The following is a 15783-nucleotide window of genomic DNA, read 5'->3' as shown; positions in this document are numbered from 1 at the left end:
TGTCATTCATATGAACTTGAAATGCTTTCACTTGTTTGTTACCGTTATCTGCATGGCTTTGAGCATGCTGCGTGTGCCGTCTGCTTGGGGGCAAATTCCGGAAGATGTGCATGAAAACGAGCAAAAGGCAAAATCTGATTCGCTTTTTGAAGCCTATCGTGGTCAAAAAGTGATTTTTTTGGGTGCCTCCTCTTTCAGAGAAGTAAATACCGGGCAATCCGGCAATACGCTAAGCATGTCTGTAGAGCAACCTTCGGTATGGATATTAAATATAAGCCGGGGAGTAGCAGAGTTTTATATCGAAGGTGATTCGCTGCGTACCTCTTTGGTGTTGCTTTCCATGTACCAAGAGGAAAACCATAAGCCCATTGGACCGCCCCCCGCAGAAGCAGAGCAGTACGAAGACGCTATCTATGTTTACTTGCTCACTGCCACCGGCAAAGCCGTCTCTATGGTGGTAGAGATGTATCGGATCAAGAACGAGGAGAATTTGAAGGCTGTCGCTTACCTTTGGAGCGAGGAAATCAATGCCCCCGCGGTGCGTTTCGATAATGTCGGCTTGCAAGTATTGGATTAAAGCAGCATGAGGGTGCCCCTGTGGCACCTTTTTTTGTTGTGAGACCCACCAACAAGCTTGCAAAGCTGCATGGCGGAAGCTAAAAAAGCCTTCTTTTGTGTGTATGTTCAAATAAAACACACACAGCCATGACAGCAGCGATTCGTTTGGGTATTTTCCTTGTGGTGGCGCTTTTGTGCCAAAGGCCGTGGCAGCATGCCCGGGCGCAGCAAGTAGTTCTTATTTCGGATGGCGTTGCCGTAGTTAGCATCGAAGGTGAAATATTGGATTCTTCCCGTGTGCGTCATGTTATTCGCCTCGACATAGACAATTCGATACTTAGAATTACCGGCAATAATGTGGATTGGCGTTTTGCTATCCTTGATGCGCAAAAGATGGAAAATGAAGATGAAGCGGAATCAAGGGAAGTGTGGGTGATGAATGCCATCGACCAGAAGTCTGACTCGTATGTTATCTTTCTCTACAAAAGACAAATAAGTGAGGAGCAAAGCGTTATATCTATGATAGCGGTGTTCGATAAAGAAGATCAAAGCAGTATTGCATTTTATGACCTGAAACTTCTATGAAACACATTTGCCCCGGCTTAGTCCGGGCTTTTTTATTCTAAGCCTTTGCTCATTTCGTCTTTTCTTCTTTCCTGCTTCGCTTTTGTTGTTTTGTTTTCATCCTTTAGTCATTTTAAACGTCCTGCTTCGTTGTTTCTCGCTTTTTTCCTTTGTCTGTCATTTCGAGCGCTCTTTTTTGTCATTTCGAGCGCAGCGAGAAATCTCTTTTACTTCTTGTCGCTTGGTTTGAATGAAATTGAGATTTCTCACCTCACTGCGTTCGGTTCAAAATGACAAGCTACGCTTCGCCCGTTCGAGATGACAAGCTGTGTTTGTGTAGTCCGTTTTCTTTGTTTTGTTATCGAGTACCCTTTTTTGTCATTTCGAGCGCAGCAAGAAATCTCTTTTACTTCTTGTCGCTTGGTTTGATGAGATCTCTCACTCGCTTCGCTCGTTCGAGATGACAAGCTGCGCTTCACCCGCTCGAGATGATAAGCTGTGTTTTTGTAGTCCATTTTCTTTGTTTTGTTATCGAGTACCCTTTTTTGTCATTTCGAGCGCAGCGAGAAATCTCTTTTATTTCTTGTCGCTTGGTTTGATGAGATCTCTCACTCGCTTCGCTCGTTCGAGATGACAAGCTGCGCTTCACCCGCTCGAGATGATAAGCTGTGTTTTTGTAGTCCATTTTCTTTGTTTTGTTATCGAGTACCCTTTTTTGTCATTTCGAGCGCAGCGAGAAATCTCGTTTACTTCTTGTCGCTTGGTTTGAGTGAAATTGAGATTTCTCACCTCACTGTGTTCGGTTCGAAATGACAAGCTACGCTTCGCCTGCTCGAAAGGACAAGCTAAATTTGGTTTGAAATGACAGGCTTTGTGATCCTTGAAATAACAGCCTCGCTTGGTTTCGTTGAACATGCCTAAGAAAACAGCTTCGTAGCCGTTTCTGATGGGCATTTCCATTGGGGCAAACAGAAAATAAAAAAGCCCCTCATGTGAGGGGCTTGGCATAGCATATGTTTACGCCTCTTGCAAGAACTGCCGCAGCACGTAGTTCAATATGCCTTTATGGCGGTAATATTCCACTTCTATTTCCGAATCGAGGCGGCAAATGACGTCAAACTCGATGGTTTCGCCATTGCTTTTTTGTGCCTTTACGCGTAAAACAGCCTGCGGCTTGATGTTGTCGTTCAAACCTTCAATGCTGAAGGTCTCGGTGCCGTCGAGCCCTAAGCTTGCCGCCGATTCGCCCGCTTTGAACTGCAGCGGAAGCACACCCATGCCAATTAGGTTGCTGCGGTGGATGCGCTCATAGCTCTCGGCTATCACTGCCCGGATACCCAGCAGGTAGGTCCCTTTGGCCGCCCAGTCGCGCGACGAGCCACTACCATATTCCTTACCTGCCAGTACCAGCAGCGGGGTGCCGTCCGATTGGTATTTCATTGCCGCATCGAAGACGGTCATTTCTTCGCCCGTAGGCAGGTAGGTGGTGTAGCCGCCCTCACGTTTTGCCAGCTTGTTTTTGATACGCACATTGGCAAAAGTGCCGCGCATCATCACCTCGTGGTTGCCACGGCGCGAACCGTAGCTGTTGAAGTCTTTGGGTTGCACGCCTTTGGCGGTGAGGTACTTGCCGGCGGGCGAGTCGGGTTTAAACGAGCCGGCAGGCGATATGTGGTCGGTGGTAACGCTGTCGCCTAAGTACAACAGCACGCGCGCCCCTTCCAGCGATTCGATGGGCTCGGGCTTTTCCGGCAGATTTTTAAAGAAGGGGGCTTCCTGTATATAGGTAGAGTTTTCGTCCCATTGGTAAATTTCGCCCGAAGGTGCCGGCAGCGATTGCCACAGGTCGTCGCCTTCGAATATCTGCCCGTAGTTTTTGCGGAAGTCTTCGGGCGTGATGACCCGCTTCATTACTTCAAATATTTCTTCTTGGGTAGGCCATATGTCTTTTAAGTAAACCGGCTCAAGGTTGGGGTCATAGCCCAAGGGTTCGTTGAGCAGATCTATATCCACGCGTCCGGCAATGGCATAAGCCACCACCAGCATAGGCGAAGCCAGGAAGTTCATTTTTACCTGCGGATGCACCCGCGCCTCAAAGTTGCGGTTGCCCGACAGCACACTGGCAGTAATCAAGTTGTGTTTTTCTATGGCTTCGGCAATGGGGGCAGGCAGCGGGCCGCTGTTGCCAATACAAGAAGTACAGCCGTAGCCTACTACGTGGAAACGCAGGGCTTCGAGCTCTTCCAGCAAGCCGGAGCGCTCCAGATAGTCGGTAACTACCTTTGAGCCGGGCGCCAAGCTTGTTTTTACCCATGGTTTCACATCCAAACCACGCTCAATGGCTTTTTTGGCAACCAGACCGGCGCCCAGCATCACACTTGGGTTCGAAGTGTTGGTGCACGAGGTGATGGCAGCGATGACAATGGCGCCGTCGCTCAGCAGATATTCCTCATTGTTGAGGCGGACACGCACCGTGCGTTGTTTGTTCTTTACTTCTTCAACGGCTACTTCGGCACCGACGGGCTTGTGCTGCGGGTGGTCGGTAAATGCCGTTTGGCTGCCCCCCTCATTAAGCCATGTGTTTTCTTGGCGCTCTTCGGGCTCTATGTAATCGCGTTGATGCTCTTCTTTCAATAATTTTTTGAAGCTTTCTTTCAGGTCTTTTACCAAAATTTTATCTTGCGGACGCTTCGGACCTGAAACAGTGGGTTGCACGCTGCCCAAGTCCAGCTCCAGCACATGTGAATACTCCACGGGGTCTTGCGCGTTGCGCCACAGGGCGTTGGCTTTGCAGTAGTCTTCTACCACGCGTATCCACTCGTCGGGGCGTCCGGTCAGAGCCATATAGTCGAGTGTGCGGTCATCTACGGGGAAGAAAGTAACCGTACAGCCAAATTCGGGCGACATGTTCGAGATGGTCGCACGGTCCGGAACGGTGAGCTTATCCAGCCCGTCGCCAAATACTTCCACAAACTTGCCCACAACTCCGAATTGACGCAGCAAGTGGGTGATGGTCAACACCAGGTCGGTGGCGGTGGTGCCGGCAGGCAGCTCACCGGTAAGCTTCAAGCCGATGACCTGCGGTGTGAGGAAGTAAATGGGTTGTCCCAGCAGGGCAGCTTCTGCCTCTATACCACCGACGCCCCAGCCCAATACACCAATACCATTGACCATGGGCGTGTGGGAGTCAGTACCTACCAGCGTGTCGGGGAAGAGCACGCCATCTTTTTCCATGACGCCCTTGGCGAGGTATTCGAGGTTTACTTGGTGGCAAATGCCCATGCCGGGAGGCACTACCGAAAAGTTTTTAAAGGCTTTTTGTGCCCATTTGAGCAGCTGGTAGCGCTCTTTGTTTCGCTCGTATTCCAACTCCACATTGCGGCGGAAGGCATAGCTCGTACCGAAATATTCCACCTGAATGGAGTGGTCAATGACCAGGTCCACGGGAACGAGCGGATTGATTTTCTTCGGGTCTTTGCCTTTGCGCTGCATTTCAGAGCGCAACGAAGCCAAATCGACGACGGCAGGCACGCCCGTGAAGTCTTGCATCAAGACGCGCGCCGGCTTGTAAGGAATTTCCTTGTCGCTTCCGGCTGCTTGCCAGTTGAGCAACGTCTCCAAGTGCTCGGTGGTAATGCCGAAGTTGTCGAAATTGCGCAGGGCATTTTCCAGCAATATACGGATGGAATAAGGCAAGCGGCGAACAGAAAAGCCTTTTTCTTCTACTGCAGGCAGTGAATAGTAATCATACTTTTTGCCGCCCGATTCAAGAGAGCGGCGTACCTCTTGTGATAACTTTTGCAGGTCCATAGTATTCATGTTTTAAGTTTAATCGTTCATTCATGCTACTGTAATAACAAAAACAAAAGATAAAAATTCTTAGCAAAGAAGCAATTTTTTGCCACTAAAGACAATAAAAAGCCGCTGCGGTCACCACAGCGGCTGAAGTTAGGAATGCATACTAAATGTATTGAACGGAAGCATGCCACGGCTTTAGCCGACAATTTGCATGAACTTCATGGCAATGCCCATATTGCCTTTTACTTTCAGCTTGCCCATCATAAAAGCGCCCATGGGGTTGAGGTCGCCATCCAACAGTTTTTGTGCATCATTGGCAGAAAGTTCCACCACACATTCCGCTTCTTTGTCTTCATTGTGCACTTGGGGCGGGGTGGTGGTGGCATCTACATATACCACACCTGCATCGGTTACAAACTTGATGGTAGAGCCCAGCGAGCTGTTGTCGCCCAAAAGGGTTTTCATTCGTTCAGTCAGCGTGTTTAAACTCATAGTTGTTTTGTTTTATAATAGGTTTTGAAGCATTCAAAAAAAGCAAAATTTTATCACTTATTCAATGATTTGTACAAAATTTTCCTGCCGTTGTCAATAGAAACTTGGCTTGTGTGTGAGCGCTTTCCATGCAATGCCCGGGCTTTTTTTAATTTTGACCTTTAAAATGTTGCATTCAAACGACCGTGTATCGTGCAAGCCATAGACGTAAAAATAGAGCCTTCTTGGAAAGAAGCCCTTAAAGAGGAATTTAGCAAGCCGTATTTTCATGAGTTGGTGCAGTTTGTCAAGGAAGAATACCGCAAGCACACGGTATATCCGCCGGGGAGGCAGATATTCCGGGCATTTGAGGCCTGTCCTTTCGACCAAACCAAAGTGGTCATCATAGGGCAGGATCCTTACCACGGACCGGGACAAGCTCATGGCTTGGCATTTTCCGTGAACGACGGGGTGCCCATTCCCCCTTCATTGCGCAACATATTTGCCGAAGTGCACGAAGACGTGGGCACACCGCCGCCCGCATCGGGCAATCTGGAGCGTTGGGCGCAGCAGGGCGTTTTGCTGCTCAATGCCATCTTGACGGTGCGGGCGCGTGAAGCCGGTTCGCACCGCGGCAAAGGATGGGAGCAATTTACCGACGCGGTCATCAAAGCGCTTTCGGAGCAAAAAGAGCATTTGGTGTTTTTGTTGTGGGGGCGTTATGCACAAGAAAAAGGCAGGGTGATAGACAAAACCAAGCACTTGGTGCTGGAAGCCCCGCATCCTTCGCCCTTGGCACGAGGTTTTCGCGGCTGCCGCCATTTTAGCAAAGCCAATGCTTACCTCCGCGCTCATGGGCAAACACCTATAGTGTGGTAAAACCTTTGGTTTGCACCTCTTGTTGTGTTTTTCTTATTTGGTATTGAATTTTAAAAAGAAAAAATATGGAATCAATGGTACTCTATGAAGTGTCGGAGCGCATTGCTTACATCACGCTGAATCGCCCGGATAAGCGCAATGCGCTGAATGATGAAATGGTAGAAGCTTTGTATGCAGCCTTTTGCCGTGCCGAAGAAGATGAGCAGGCAAAGGTGGTTGTGTTGCGTGCAAGAGGCAAGGCTTTTTGTGCCGGCGCCGATTTGGCTTATTTGCAGCAGCTTCAAAAAAATAGTTATGAAGAAAACCTGGCCGATTCTTCGCGTCTGAAAGCGCTGTTTCATAAGATTTACACGCTCAAAAAAACGGTGATAGCCCAAGTGCAGGGGCATGCCATTGCCGGAGGTTGCGGGCTGGCTACCGTCTGCGACGTAACCTTTTCCGTGCCCGAAGCCAAGTTCGGATACACCGAGGTGAAAATAGGTTTTATTCCGGCTATCGTTTCTTTGTTTTTGCTGCGCAAGATAGGCGAGGGGCGTGCCAAAGAGCTGCTGCTTTCGGGGCGCTTGATTGATGCACAAGAAGCACTGGCTTTGGGCTTGGTGCATCGTGTGGTAGAGGCAGACCGTCTTGAAACCGAAGTGAAAGCTTATGCTTTGCAGCTGTGCACACAAAATTCGGCTTCTTCCATGGAGCTTACCAAACGCATGATTGCCGAAATACAGGAACGTACGCTTGAACAAGGCTTGCAGTATGCAGCCCAAATGAATGCCATGGCACGCGAAACCGATGATTGCCGCCGCGGTATCGCTGCTTTCCTTGAAAAAAAGCCTTTGGAATGGTAGTTTTTTGAATGCTCGCTTGCGCTTTTGTTCATAAATTGGGTAGATTTGGAGTTTGTTTGTAAAATGCCTAAATTTCAATTGCTTACAAGACTGAACGAATGGAAACAAGCAGAATAGAAACACATTGGCTCGAGCCGCTGAAGACAGGCGGAAAAACATGGATTTGGCATCCCGAGTTTGAACCTGAAGACGACGGCCTGTATGCCCATATACTATTCTTGCGCCGCGATGAAGAAGGGAAAGAGTGGGTGTGCGATGCGGTGATGCATACCTTGGCAACACTCTACCACTACCAGCTGCACGAAGAAGCCGAAATGCGTTTGAAAGCGCTGATGCCTGCCTGGCGTGGATGGGAAGCTTTTGCCGAGCTGCCCGAAGCCATGCAAGCCAAAGCACAGGCCTTGTATGATGAAATAGTGCAGGAGTTGATAGAAGAAGGCGAAATGAAAGTACAGGAAAGTGTGGAGGTTTATCGCGATGAAGCGAACTGCTTGGAAGAAATAGACGTATATTTAAATAAGGAAGCCATAGACGTGCCTGCCATTGATTGGTTTGTGCAGGCATACCGGCGGCAATCGGTATCCTTGGATCCCAACTTCTACAGTTTTGAAGAAGAGATAGAGTAAAACAAAGCAATGTATGTGGAAATTTAGGCATATTCAATCAAAATTGTGGGTAAGTGCACTGCTGCTGCTGTTGGTAAGCATGACAGTAGGGGGGGCTGCCTTTTTCTATGTGCGCTATATTGCCCACTATGAAGATTTTAAGTCCCACAGCGAGCAATTCAATGCCCATGTTCATCGAGCCTATGCGCTTATGCAGGCATTCCTGGAAACAGAGCAGCGCAACGAGCATTATATGGAAACCGGCAAAAGCCATGTGCTCTTCGAATACGAAAAAGTGAAGCAGGAAGGCAACCGCCTGCTCTCACAGCTGGAACAGAAAGAAGGTGTGCAACATGAGCGCATGGCGGCAGAGCTGGGCGTCGATTCTCTTTTGAGCCGGACCGGCGCCGAATGGCGTGCCTTTGACAAAACCTTTGCCCGCTTGCAGGAGCGTGTCAAAGAAAAAGGATTTGTGACAAGCGGCGCCCTGGGACAAATGCATGTGGCTGCGCGTAGGCTGCACCTTATACTCAAAGAGCAGGACACTTTGGCTTTGGCGCTGTTTGAGAAAATGCGCCACTATGAAAAAGACTTCTTTTTAAAAAAAGATGCCCGTTTGGTGCGTAGGGTAGAAAAGGCAGCACAAGAGCTGGAAGCTGCCCTGCCGGCAAACATGAATTCAGCCCTGCGCATGACCATCAAAGACAACCTGAACGATTACCTGCAAGCTTTTGGCAGGGCAGTGGCTTTGGAAAAACAAATAGGGCTTGATGACAACAGCGGCTTGCGTGCCGAAGCAAAACAATGGATGATTCAGCTGCACAACGACAGCCGCCTGCTGGCCGGAAGCACCGCCCGCCATATCGACACGCTTTGGTGGCGCGCCAAGCTTATCTTTGGTTCCGCCCTGTTGCTGCTGCTCATGATGGGCGTGGCCGTAGCTGTCTATCAGCACTATGCCGTGGCACGTCCTATCCGCCGTCTCGATGCCATTACTTCTACCGTGACCGAAGACATCAACAACGAAGAAGCTACGCAGGCATTGGCTGAGTTCGACGATGAAACAGAAGTGGGCGAAATAGCCAAGAACTTCAGCGCCATGGTCACCAAGCTGAAAGCAAGTGTGGAAGAAACCAAAAGCCGCGACGAAAAACTGGCAGAATATATTCGTGAAGAAGCCAAGCGTAAGTGGGCAACCGAAGGCTTGGCCATCTTTGGCGAGATTTTGCGTTCCAACTACAACGACCTCGAACGGCAGGCTTATGAAATCATTTCCACTTTGGTAGAATACACCGAATGTCAGATGGGCGCGCTCTTTATTGTGAACGATGAAGAAGAGCCCCCTTATCTGGAATTGAAAGCAAGCTATGCTTACGGGCGCCCCAAACACTTGAAGAAAAAAGTGGCATGGGGAGAAGGCATTGTGGGTGCCGCCTGGCGCGAAGGCGATAAAATAAGTTTGACAGACATACCGGAAGATTATCCCAAAGTCATCACGGGCAGCCTCATTGAAGGCAAGCCCAAACACGTGCTGGTGGTGCCTCTGCAAAGCGACACCACCGGTATTGTCGGCGTGATTGAGCTGGCCGCCATCCGCATCATAGAAGAAGATAAAATAGAGTTCATAGAGCGTCTTTCGAGCCGTATTGCTTCGACCATTGCGGCGGTGCGCGCCAACGAACGCAACGCAAAACTGCTGGAGGCTTCACGCAAATACGCCGAAGAGCTCAAAAACAAAGAAAAAGAGCTGGAGGTCAAGGTGCAGCAATACGATCAGTGGATTCGCGAGCTGGAGAAAAAACTCAATGCCGTTGCAGAAGAAGCACATGTTTACCGCAGCATTATCAATCGCATTTACGAGGGCATCATCCTTACCAACGAACGCTTTATCATTACCAAAGTGAACCGCTATGTATTGAAGCGCTTTGGTTACCGCCGCATGGAGTTGGAAGGGCAGCCTGTGGACATCCTTATAGAGACCAACTACAGTAACATCATAGACTTGCGCCAGCGACGCTTTCAGCTAAGTTACAAGTCATTTACTCAGAGCGTCACCGGCAAAGTCATTGATGCCGAAGGCAAGGTGCATCCCGTGCAGATGATGGCCGGCAAGCTGGAAATCGATACCAAGATTGTGTATGTATTTTTGTTCAACGAAGTGCCCGTGGGCGAAGAAGATAGCATCGATATCAGCTTCTTCGACGACGACAGCACCGACAATGACGACGCCATCCGTATTTAAGAAGCGCCTTTTCAACTTAAAAACGCAGAGTAAGAAACGCTTACTCTGCGTTTTATTATTAAATTTGTGAGCTAATTAAACGAGAAGTCATAAACAGACAAGATTCTATGGAGTTCAGAGAAATTGCTTGTGTAACCGGAAAGCCCGGGCTCTATCGCGTATTGAAGCCTATGCGCAATGGTATTTTGGTGGAAAGCCTCGACGCGCAAAAAAAGAAGCTTCCCTTGGGGCCATCTGCAAAAGTAGCCATCTTGCAAGAAATTACATTCTATACCGATGATGCCGAAGGGGCTTATCCTTTGGTAGAGGTGCTTTATACCATGAAAGAAAAATATGGTGAGCAGCTGCCCGTGCATCACAAAACAAGCAGTGATGAAGAAGTAATGGCTTTCTTTGCCGAAGTGCTGCCCCAATACAGCCGTGAGCGTGTGTTTACTTCCGACGTGCGCAAGCTGCTGAAGTGGTATGAAATCTTATTGAAAGAAGCACCGGCAGTGCTGGAGCGCCCGCAAGAAGAAAAACCTGCCGAGGAGCAAGCCGAAGCAGCTGAAGAAAAGCCCAAGCGCAAGCGCAGCACCAAGAAAAAAGCTACTGAAGAAGCTCCGGTAGAAGAAGCGGCAGCCGAAGAAGCACAGCCCAAGAAAAAAACCGCCCGTAAGCGTACTACAAAGAAGAAATCGGAAGGAAGCGAAGAATAAAGCGGCATTAAGAAGAGAATGTGTATAGCCTGAAAATAGGAAGGTTCCATCCTTTTGAGGCTTTTCTTCTTTGTCATTTCGAGCGCAAGCGAGAAATCTATTGCTTCTCGTAGCTTGGCAGGATTGAGATCGCTCACTCCCTTCGCTCGTTCGAGATGGCATGCTACGTGAAGTTCGAAATGACAAGCCTCTTTTCACACCGTGGGAACGGAAAGATCGGAATCGACATAACTTGGGCAAGAAGCCTATCTTTGGGTAACATCCCCAAAAAGAGAAAAGGAAGGAGTACTCCTTCCTTTTTTTGTGCAACACTGCTTGTAAATAAAGAGCAAAGACTTCTGCTAAATACCATTTAAGTGGTTGATACCGGCGATTTAAATCGCTCTACGAAGCTTTTACACAGCGCCGGGAAGTCCTCTTCGCTTGCCCCTTGCAGTGCTTCGATAAACGCCGAGCCCACAATGGCGCCCCGGGTATAGCGGCAAGCCAGCTCAAAACCACTTCTGTCTTTGATGCCAAAGCCCACCATTGCAGGGGTTTGCAGCTGCATGGAAGCCACTCTTTGCAGATAGGCTTCGGTGGCAGATTGGGCGGCGTTTTTGGTGCCCGTGGTGCTGGCTGTCGATACCAGGTAAATAAAGGCATTGCTGAGGGCATCTATTTTACGGATACGCGCTTCGTCGGTTTGTGGCGTAACCAGGAAAACAGCCGCCAAACCATGCTTTTCAAAAAGGGGTTTGAACTCACGCTCATATTCATCAAGCGGCAAGTCGGGTAAAATAAGACCATCGATGCCCACCTTTTCGCAGTCGGCACAAAAGCGCTCCATGCCATACTGCATCACCGGGTTGAGGTAGCCCATCAGCAAAACCGGCAGCTGTATTTCATCGCGCATGCCGGCCAGCTGCTCGAACAGCAGCGATAGGGTCATGCCGTTTTTCAGGGCTTGGGTGCTGCTGTCTTGTATGACCGGACCGTCAGCCAAAGGGTCGGAAAAAGGCATGCCTATTTCTACCAAATCGGTGCCGGCTGCCTGCAGTGCACGCAACAGGGGGCGCGTGCTGTGGAGGGTAGGATAGCCGGCAGTAAAATACACATTCAATAAATTGCCTTGCTTCTGCAAGAACACATCTTGTAAACGGTTCATAGCTGTTGATACTTCGGTTTATTTTTTCAAGAAACGTTGCAATTGCTTTTGTAAGTGCATGCACATGTCCATCAGCTCTTCGCTTTGTGCCGAAGGCATGGGCACTTCGCGGCTGATAAACAGGACGACCTGCCATATTTCAAAGATTTCGCGCAGGTTGAAACGCATGCCTTCCCATTCACCATCGAGCATGAGCAGGTAGCCTTTGTCACGCAGGTGATTTTCTACTTGCCCATATACCAGCCCGTGCCGTTGGGTAAGCAGCAGGCAGGGCGTACGGTCGTGCAGGCGGTACCAGTTGCGGGTATATTCACCTATAAACAGGGCATTTTTAAAGCCCATCTCTTCGGTACTTTCAAAGGCACGGTATTGCTTGCCACGGTCCAGCAGGCTGAGTTGTATTTTGGGCAGTGCCTGCACGAAGTCATTGTCTTCAAAATAAGCCAAATAGTCGGGCAGCTGATGGATGCGCACCAAAGGTATATCTGCGGAAGTACTGACAGGGCTCTCTTCAAACAGCTCGTCTAAGGTAGGATAGCGCTCGGTAGCCGAAGGGCGTTTCTTTTCGTGCGTGCTTCTTTTATCGAAAGAGGGTTCGTCTTCTTCCGTATCATCGTCGAACAAATATTTGCCGCTGTGCCCTTTGTTTGTTTTTTTGAAGCGGGGTGCCGGAGGTTCATGGAAGTCATTGTCATCGTCTTCCAACCACTGTGGTTCGTCGTCTTCTTCTGCCGGGTCTGCTTCTTCTGTTTCTTCTTCAAAAAGAGGTGCCTCGGGGGCAGGTGCGTCTTCTTTGGGAATACCTTCGGGCACCACACTTGCCGCACGCTTCACCTTTGCCAAATCTATGGTGATGAGCTCATCTACAGTAATGCCGAAGAGGCGGGCAAAACGCACCAGGTTCTTTAAGTTGGGCGCTGCACGTCCGTCTTCATAGGCTGCCAGCAGCGAGCGCTTGATGCCTATGGCTTGGGCAAGGCGTTCTTGGGTATAGCCGTGCAGACGGCGCAAATAACGTATGTTTTGGCTTACTAAGCTCATAATCTTGAAGGGTCTTTCACAAATATAATCAGACGGGCGGCTTTTTGAAAATGCTGCCCCGAAGAAAGTACTTTGTTGATGGTTGTGGATGGAAAAATACATTGTAAGTATTGACTCTTTTTTTTTTTTTTTTTGCAACGGTTATTGAAGAAGGGAAGCTTCCCGCTGCGCAGCTCAATGACCGTCTTTACTCCCTGAAAGGGCACCTGTCCCACGGTGTAAAAGTGGGGATGTGTTATTATAAACTAAATTCAGTAAAAAGATGAAAAAGATAGCTCTTTTGTGTCTTCTTACAGGAGGCATGGCATTGACCTCGTTTGCCGGTAATGGAAAATCTCAGTTGCAAAAAGCAATGGAGACGTCAAAAACTGACCAGGTTGTGGTACAGAGTCCGCCAGAGTTAGCAGGTAAGGGAGCGTGCCTCGATCAAAGTGGAAGTCCCTCTTTTTAAAGGCGAAGCGTTCAATTATAAAAGTGAGACTTGGGTGCGTGCATATGGTACAATTAAAGTAAAGTAGTGGAAGCTACTCGAAAGCTTTGCCAGAATCAAGGCAAAGACGCACTGTGCTGTGAGATTAAGTAGTAGACCCAACAAGTGTTAGGAGAAAGAGAGACATCAGTTGACTACTGGAGGAGTTTGAGCAAGGTATAGTCTAGGGAGCCTCTAAAAAAAGAAAAAGCTAGAAGCACTCGCCCCATAAGGAGAGCAAGTCAGAGAACAATGGGCAGCCGCAAGAGGGAGGGATGTCTTATAGATACGCAAATACGTGCATGTTAAAGGGAAAGAGATACCGAGTGACGACTTCTTCTGTGTCTCACAAATTAAAGTGTAGAAGGGCTTACTTAAACAAGAAGGATGAGGGAAGCGCTCACCTTCTTTGCTGCCTGTTAAGGAAAGGCTCCTGGTATACTTAAGTTCAGGAAAAAACAAAGAAGCATGATGATACTACGTATCGTTTTGCATACTAGCCTTCATTTGTCTGCAGCCTATGCGTATGGACAAGACAGTCTGTCTCCACCAGGGCGAGAGTACGCCGGGGCGTTATTTTCAAGTGCTGTACGAAGTGGAAAACCGGGTGTTCTGAAGGATACGATACGCGGTTTGAAGGCACATTATGCCTCAAAGGCGGAAAAGATACTTTGTGCTATCAGGAATTGTTAATGTATGATGATAAAAAGAGAGTATTTTACCACGTACAAAAGAATGGCGAAGATGTAAAGGAGTATAAGCTTTCCTTGGGAACAAGCACTTTTGCGAGGAAAGAAAAGAAGAAAAGAAAAAAGAGGAAGAAAGAAGAAGAGGAAGAAAGTGGAACGTTAGACTCTCTTGTGATAATAGAAAATGCTTCGGATTTGCTTTTAGACTGGGATAAGTCAAAAGCCGAAAGCAAAGTCATTCAGGGGAATGTTTGCTACAAAGACACCGCCCGCAAGGATGGCAAGGCACTTTATGAGGTCTGGTATTGCCCCGATTTACCTGCCGGCGGTCCTTGGATTTTGTGGCATCCCGAGGGCTTGGTTTTGGAAGCGCGCACACTGGATCAAAGCTTGATACTCGAGGGCAAAAGAGGTGCAGTACACAGAAGAGGTGCGTTTTTTCGCCGCCTTGGGCAATGGGAGGGTGTTCAGCCCATGAATCGCAGCGAATATATCGAAGTGGGGAGAAGGAGTTTGGGGCTTTTATGAAAGAGCAGATAGTTCAAGCAAGTAAAGCCCTATTTGAAGCTTATGAGTGTAAGTAATATCCGAGGTATGGGCTAGACGGGAGCATGTTTGGGCTTGTTGAGAGATCCCGTGGTGGAAGCCATTGTCAAAAAAGCACTGGACGATGCAATAGAAGAGCTAATTAGGCTGAAGCAAAAACAATAAGGAGCAATAACTAAGGTTAAAAGGTATTGAAAAACAACACTAACAAGTGCAGGTATGAAAAGAAGCATGTTCGTTTGGTTGTTTATATTTTGGGGAGTGCTTGCATCCTGCTTGCGGGCAGGTGCTCAAAACCGTCTTTCCGGGAAGGTCGGATACCTGGTTGTAGAAGACTTGGATTGGCGCGATTCATCACAAATGCCCCCCTTGGTGAAGCGAAATGTGAGGGAGGCTACTTTGTATTTTGATGCTGAATCTACCTTCTTTATAGAGCGCACAGAGGGTATTCCCTTGTCCGGTGTAAAAGAAAACATTGACAGCTTGGCAGCGCCTTTCATGGGAATGTCACAAGAAGAACTGGCTATGGAATATGCCGAAAATGGACCAAATGATTTTTTTATTGAGGTGGAAGAAGAAGGAATAATTGCCTTCCGAGGAGACCGGTATTATGAGTCAGTAAGCACTTTAAATGAAATGAGCAAAGTGCCCTTCGCTTATGCCGAACACCGGGACTCCGTAAAAATCAACTGGAAGGTGTTCCCCGAAGAAAAGCAAATAGGCGAGCTGCTATGCCGGAAAGCAGTGGGGAGCCTTAGGGGGCGTACTTATGTGGCTTGGTATTGCCCGCAAATACCGGTTCCTTATGGTCCTTGGCTGCTGAATGGCTTGCCGGGCTTGATTGTAGAAGCGCACGACCTTTCCCGGCAGGTGAATTTCCTTTTTAAGAGCCTTACTTTGTCGGAACAGATAAAAGTACCCCGGGTGGAGGATATCAGGAAGAAAAAAAGAAAAGTGAAAATAGTGAGCAGGGAAAAGTACTATGATATTATGATGGAAAGCATGGTTAAGGTTATAAGAATGCTCGCCGATACGGACTACGACATAGAGGTGTCATTGGACGAAACCGTTATTAGTAAAGGTAGAGAAATGGACCAATATTCGCTACAAATCCAAAAAAATGCACTTGACAAAGTATTACGCAGGAAGAAATAAAAATGGGTAGTGTCAAGAATAGAAATAGAATAAGGGGACGGTAAAATCAGAATTACAATATTGAAATCTGAATAAAAAG

13 protein-coding genes are annotated in these 15783 nt (G+C 48.2%); 9 read left to right on the top strand and 4 right to left on the bottom strand.

Translation table 11 applies throughout. The annotated features are described in order from the left end of the window. Window positions 1-10: 10 nt before the first annotated feature. Window positions 11-577, top strand: a complete 567-nt coding sequence (locus QVE43_RS05655; RefSeq protein WP_288005039.1) for a hypothetical protein — start codon at window positions 11-13, stop codon at window positions 575-577. Window positions 578-705: 128 nt separating this feature from the next. Then, entirely contained in the window at window positions 706-1143 is a 438-nt protein-coding gene (locus QVE43_RS05650; RefSeq protein ID WP_288005037.1) for a hypothetical protein, read from the top strand. A 996-nt stretch (window positions 1144-2139) separates the two neighbouring features. Here the strand turns inward: QVE43_RS05650 and QVE43_RS05645 are convergent. Both QVE43_RS05645 and QVE43_RS05640 read right to left on the bottom strand, forming a co-directional pair. Beyond that, complete coding sequence (locus QVE43_RS05645) at window positions 2140-4932, bottom strand: aconitate hydratase (protein WP_288005035.1); 2793 nt, start codon at window positions 4930-4932, stop codon at window positions 2140-2142. A gap of 183 nt (window positions 4933-5115) precedes the next feature. Beyond that, window positions 5116-5412 carry an SCP2 sterol-binding domain-containing protein gene (locus QVE43_RS05640; RefSeq protein WP_038032063.1) on the bottom strand — a complete coding sequence of 99 codons (297 nt, stop codon included), beginning with the start codon at window positions 5410-5412 and terminating at the stop codon, window positions 5116-5118. 201 nt (window positions 5413-5613) lie between these two features. On the opposite strand from QVE43_RS05640, the gene ung reads away from it, so the two are divergent. From ung to QVE43_RS05615, 5 genes are all read left to right on the top strand, one after another. Further along, entirely contained in the window at window positions 5614-6270 is a 657-nt protein-coding gene (ung, locus tag QVE43_RS05635; protein ID WP_038032112.1) for a uracil-DNA glycosylase, read from the top strand. Window positions 6271-6335: 65 nt separating this feature from the next. Next, the gene (locus QVE43_RS05630) at window positions 6336-7112 is read left to right on the top strand and encodes an enoyl-CoA hydratase/isomerase family protein (RefSeq protein ID WP_038032060.1); all 777 of its coding nucleotides are present in this window, start codon (window positions 6336-6338) and stop codon (window positions 7110-7112) included. Between the two features lie 98 nt (window positions 7113-7210). Continuing rightward, window positions 7211-7738, top strand: a complete 528-nt coding sequence (locus QVE43_RS05625; protein ID WP_288005032.1) for a hypothetical protein — start codon at window positions 7211-7213, stop codon at window positions 7736-7738. Window positions 7739-7751: 13 nt separating this feature from the next. Beyond that, complete coding sequence (locus tag QVE43_RS05620) at window positions 7752-9959, top strand: GAF domain-containing protein (protein ID WP_288005030.1); 2208 nt, start codon at window positions 7752-7754, stop codon at window positions 9957-9959. A 107-nt stretch (window positions 9960-10066) separates the two neighbouring features. Then, window positions 10067-10657 (top strand): DUF5606 domain-containing protein, encoded by a 591-nt coding sequence (locus tag QVE43_RS05615; protein ID WP_288005028.1) that lies wholly within the window; start codon window positions 10067-10069, stop codon window positions 10655-10657. A gap of 352 nt (window positions 10658-11009) precedes the next feature. Here QVE43_RS05615 and trpA read toward each other — a convergent pair whose 3' ends face one another. Together trpA and QVE43_RS05605 are read right to left on the bottom strand one after the other, a co-directional pair. Then, window positions 11010-11804, bottom strand: a complete 795-nt coding sequence (trpA, locus tag QVE43_RS05610) for a tryptophan synthase subunit alpha (RefSeq protein WP_288005026.1) — start codon at window positions 11802-11804, stop codon at window positions 11010-11012. 18 nt (window positions 11805-11822) lie between these two features. Then, window positions 11823-12845 carry a helix-turn-helix domain-containing protein gene (locus tag QVE43_RS05605; RefSeq protein WP_288005025.1) on the bottom strand — a complete coding sequence of 341 codons (1023 nt, stop codon included), beginning with the start codon at window positions 12843-12845 and terminating at the stop codon, window positions 11823-11825. A gap of 1353 nt (window positions 12846-14198) precedes the next feature. Here QVE43_RS05605 and QVE43_RS05600 point away from each other — a divergent pair. Then, window positions 14199-14531 (top strand): hypothetical protein, encoded by a 333-nt coding sequence (locus tag QVE43_RS05600; protein ID WP_288005024.1) that lies wholly within the window; start codon window positions 14199-14201, stop codon window positions 14529-14531. Between the two features lie 237 nt (window positions 14532-14768). After that, window positions 14769-15704 carry a GLPGLI family protein gene (locus tag QVE43_RS05595; RefSeq protein ID WP_288005022.1) on the top strand — a complete coding sequence of 312 codons (936 nt, stop codon included), beginning with the start codon at window positions 14769-14771 and terminating at the stop codon, window positions 15702-15704. The last annotated feature ends 79 nt before the right edge of the window (window positions 15705-15783 follow it).

This window comes from Thermonema sp. (genome assembly GCF_026003375.1).
GTDB lineage: Bacteria > Bacteroidota > Bacteroidia > Cytophagales > Thermonemataceae > Thermonema > Thermonema rossianum.
Note: the sequence above shows the minus strand (reverse complement) of the source record. Positions and strands in the feature narration are given on the sequence as shown.

Coding starts and splice junctions, on each gene's coding strand:
- QVE43_RS05645 (WP_288005035.1), bottom strand. CDS start 4,932: ATGGACCTGCAAAAGTTATCACAAGAGGTACGCCGCTCTCTTGAATCG.
- QVE43_RS05615 (WP_288005028.1), top strand. CDS start 10,067: ATGGAGTTCAGAGAAATTGCTTGTGTAACCGGAAAGCCCGGGCTCTAT.
- QVE43_RS05630 (WP_038032060.1), top strand. CDS start 6,336: ATGGAATCAATGGTACTCTATGAAGTGTCGGAGCGCATTGCTTACATC.
- QVE43_RS05640 (WP_038032063.1), bottom strand. CDS start 5,412: ATGAGTTTAAACACGCTGACTGAACGAATGAAAACCCTTTTGGGCGAC.
- QVE43_RS05625 (WP_288005032.1), top strand. CDS start 7,211: ATGGAAACAAGCAGAATAGAAACACATTGGCTCGAGCCGCTGAAGACA.
- QVE43_RS05605 (WP_288005025.1), bottom strand. CDS start 12,845: ATGAGCTTAGTAAGCCAAAACATACGTTATTTGCGCCGTCTGCACGGC.
- QVE43_RS05595 (WP_288005022.1), top strand. CDS start 14,769: ATGAAAAGAAGCATGTTCGTTTGGTTGTTTATATTTTGGGGAGTGCTT.
- QVE43_RS05650 (WP_288005037.1), top strand. CDS start 706: ATGACAGCAGCGATTCGTTTGGGTATTTTCCTTGTGGTGGCGCTTTTG.
- QVE43_RS05620 (WP_288005030.1), top strand. CDS start 7,752: ATGTGGAAATTTAGGCATATTCAATCAAAATTGTGGGTAAGTGCACTG.
- trpA (WP_288005026.1), bottom strand. CDS start 11,804: ATGAACCGTTTACAAGATGTGTTCTTGCAGAAGCAAGGCAATTTATTG.
- QVE43_RS05655 (WP_288005039.1), top strand. CDS start 11: ATGAACTTGAAATGCTTTCACTTGTTTGTTACCGTTATCTGCATGGCT.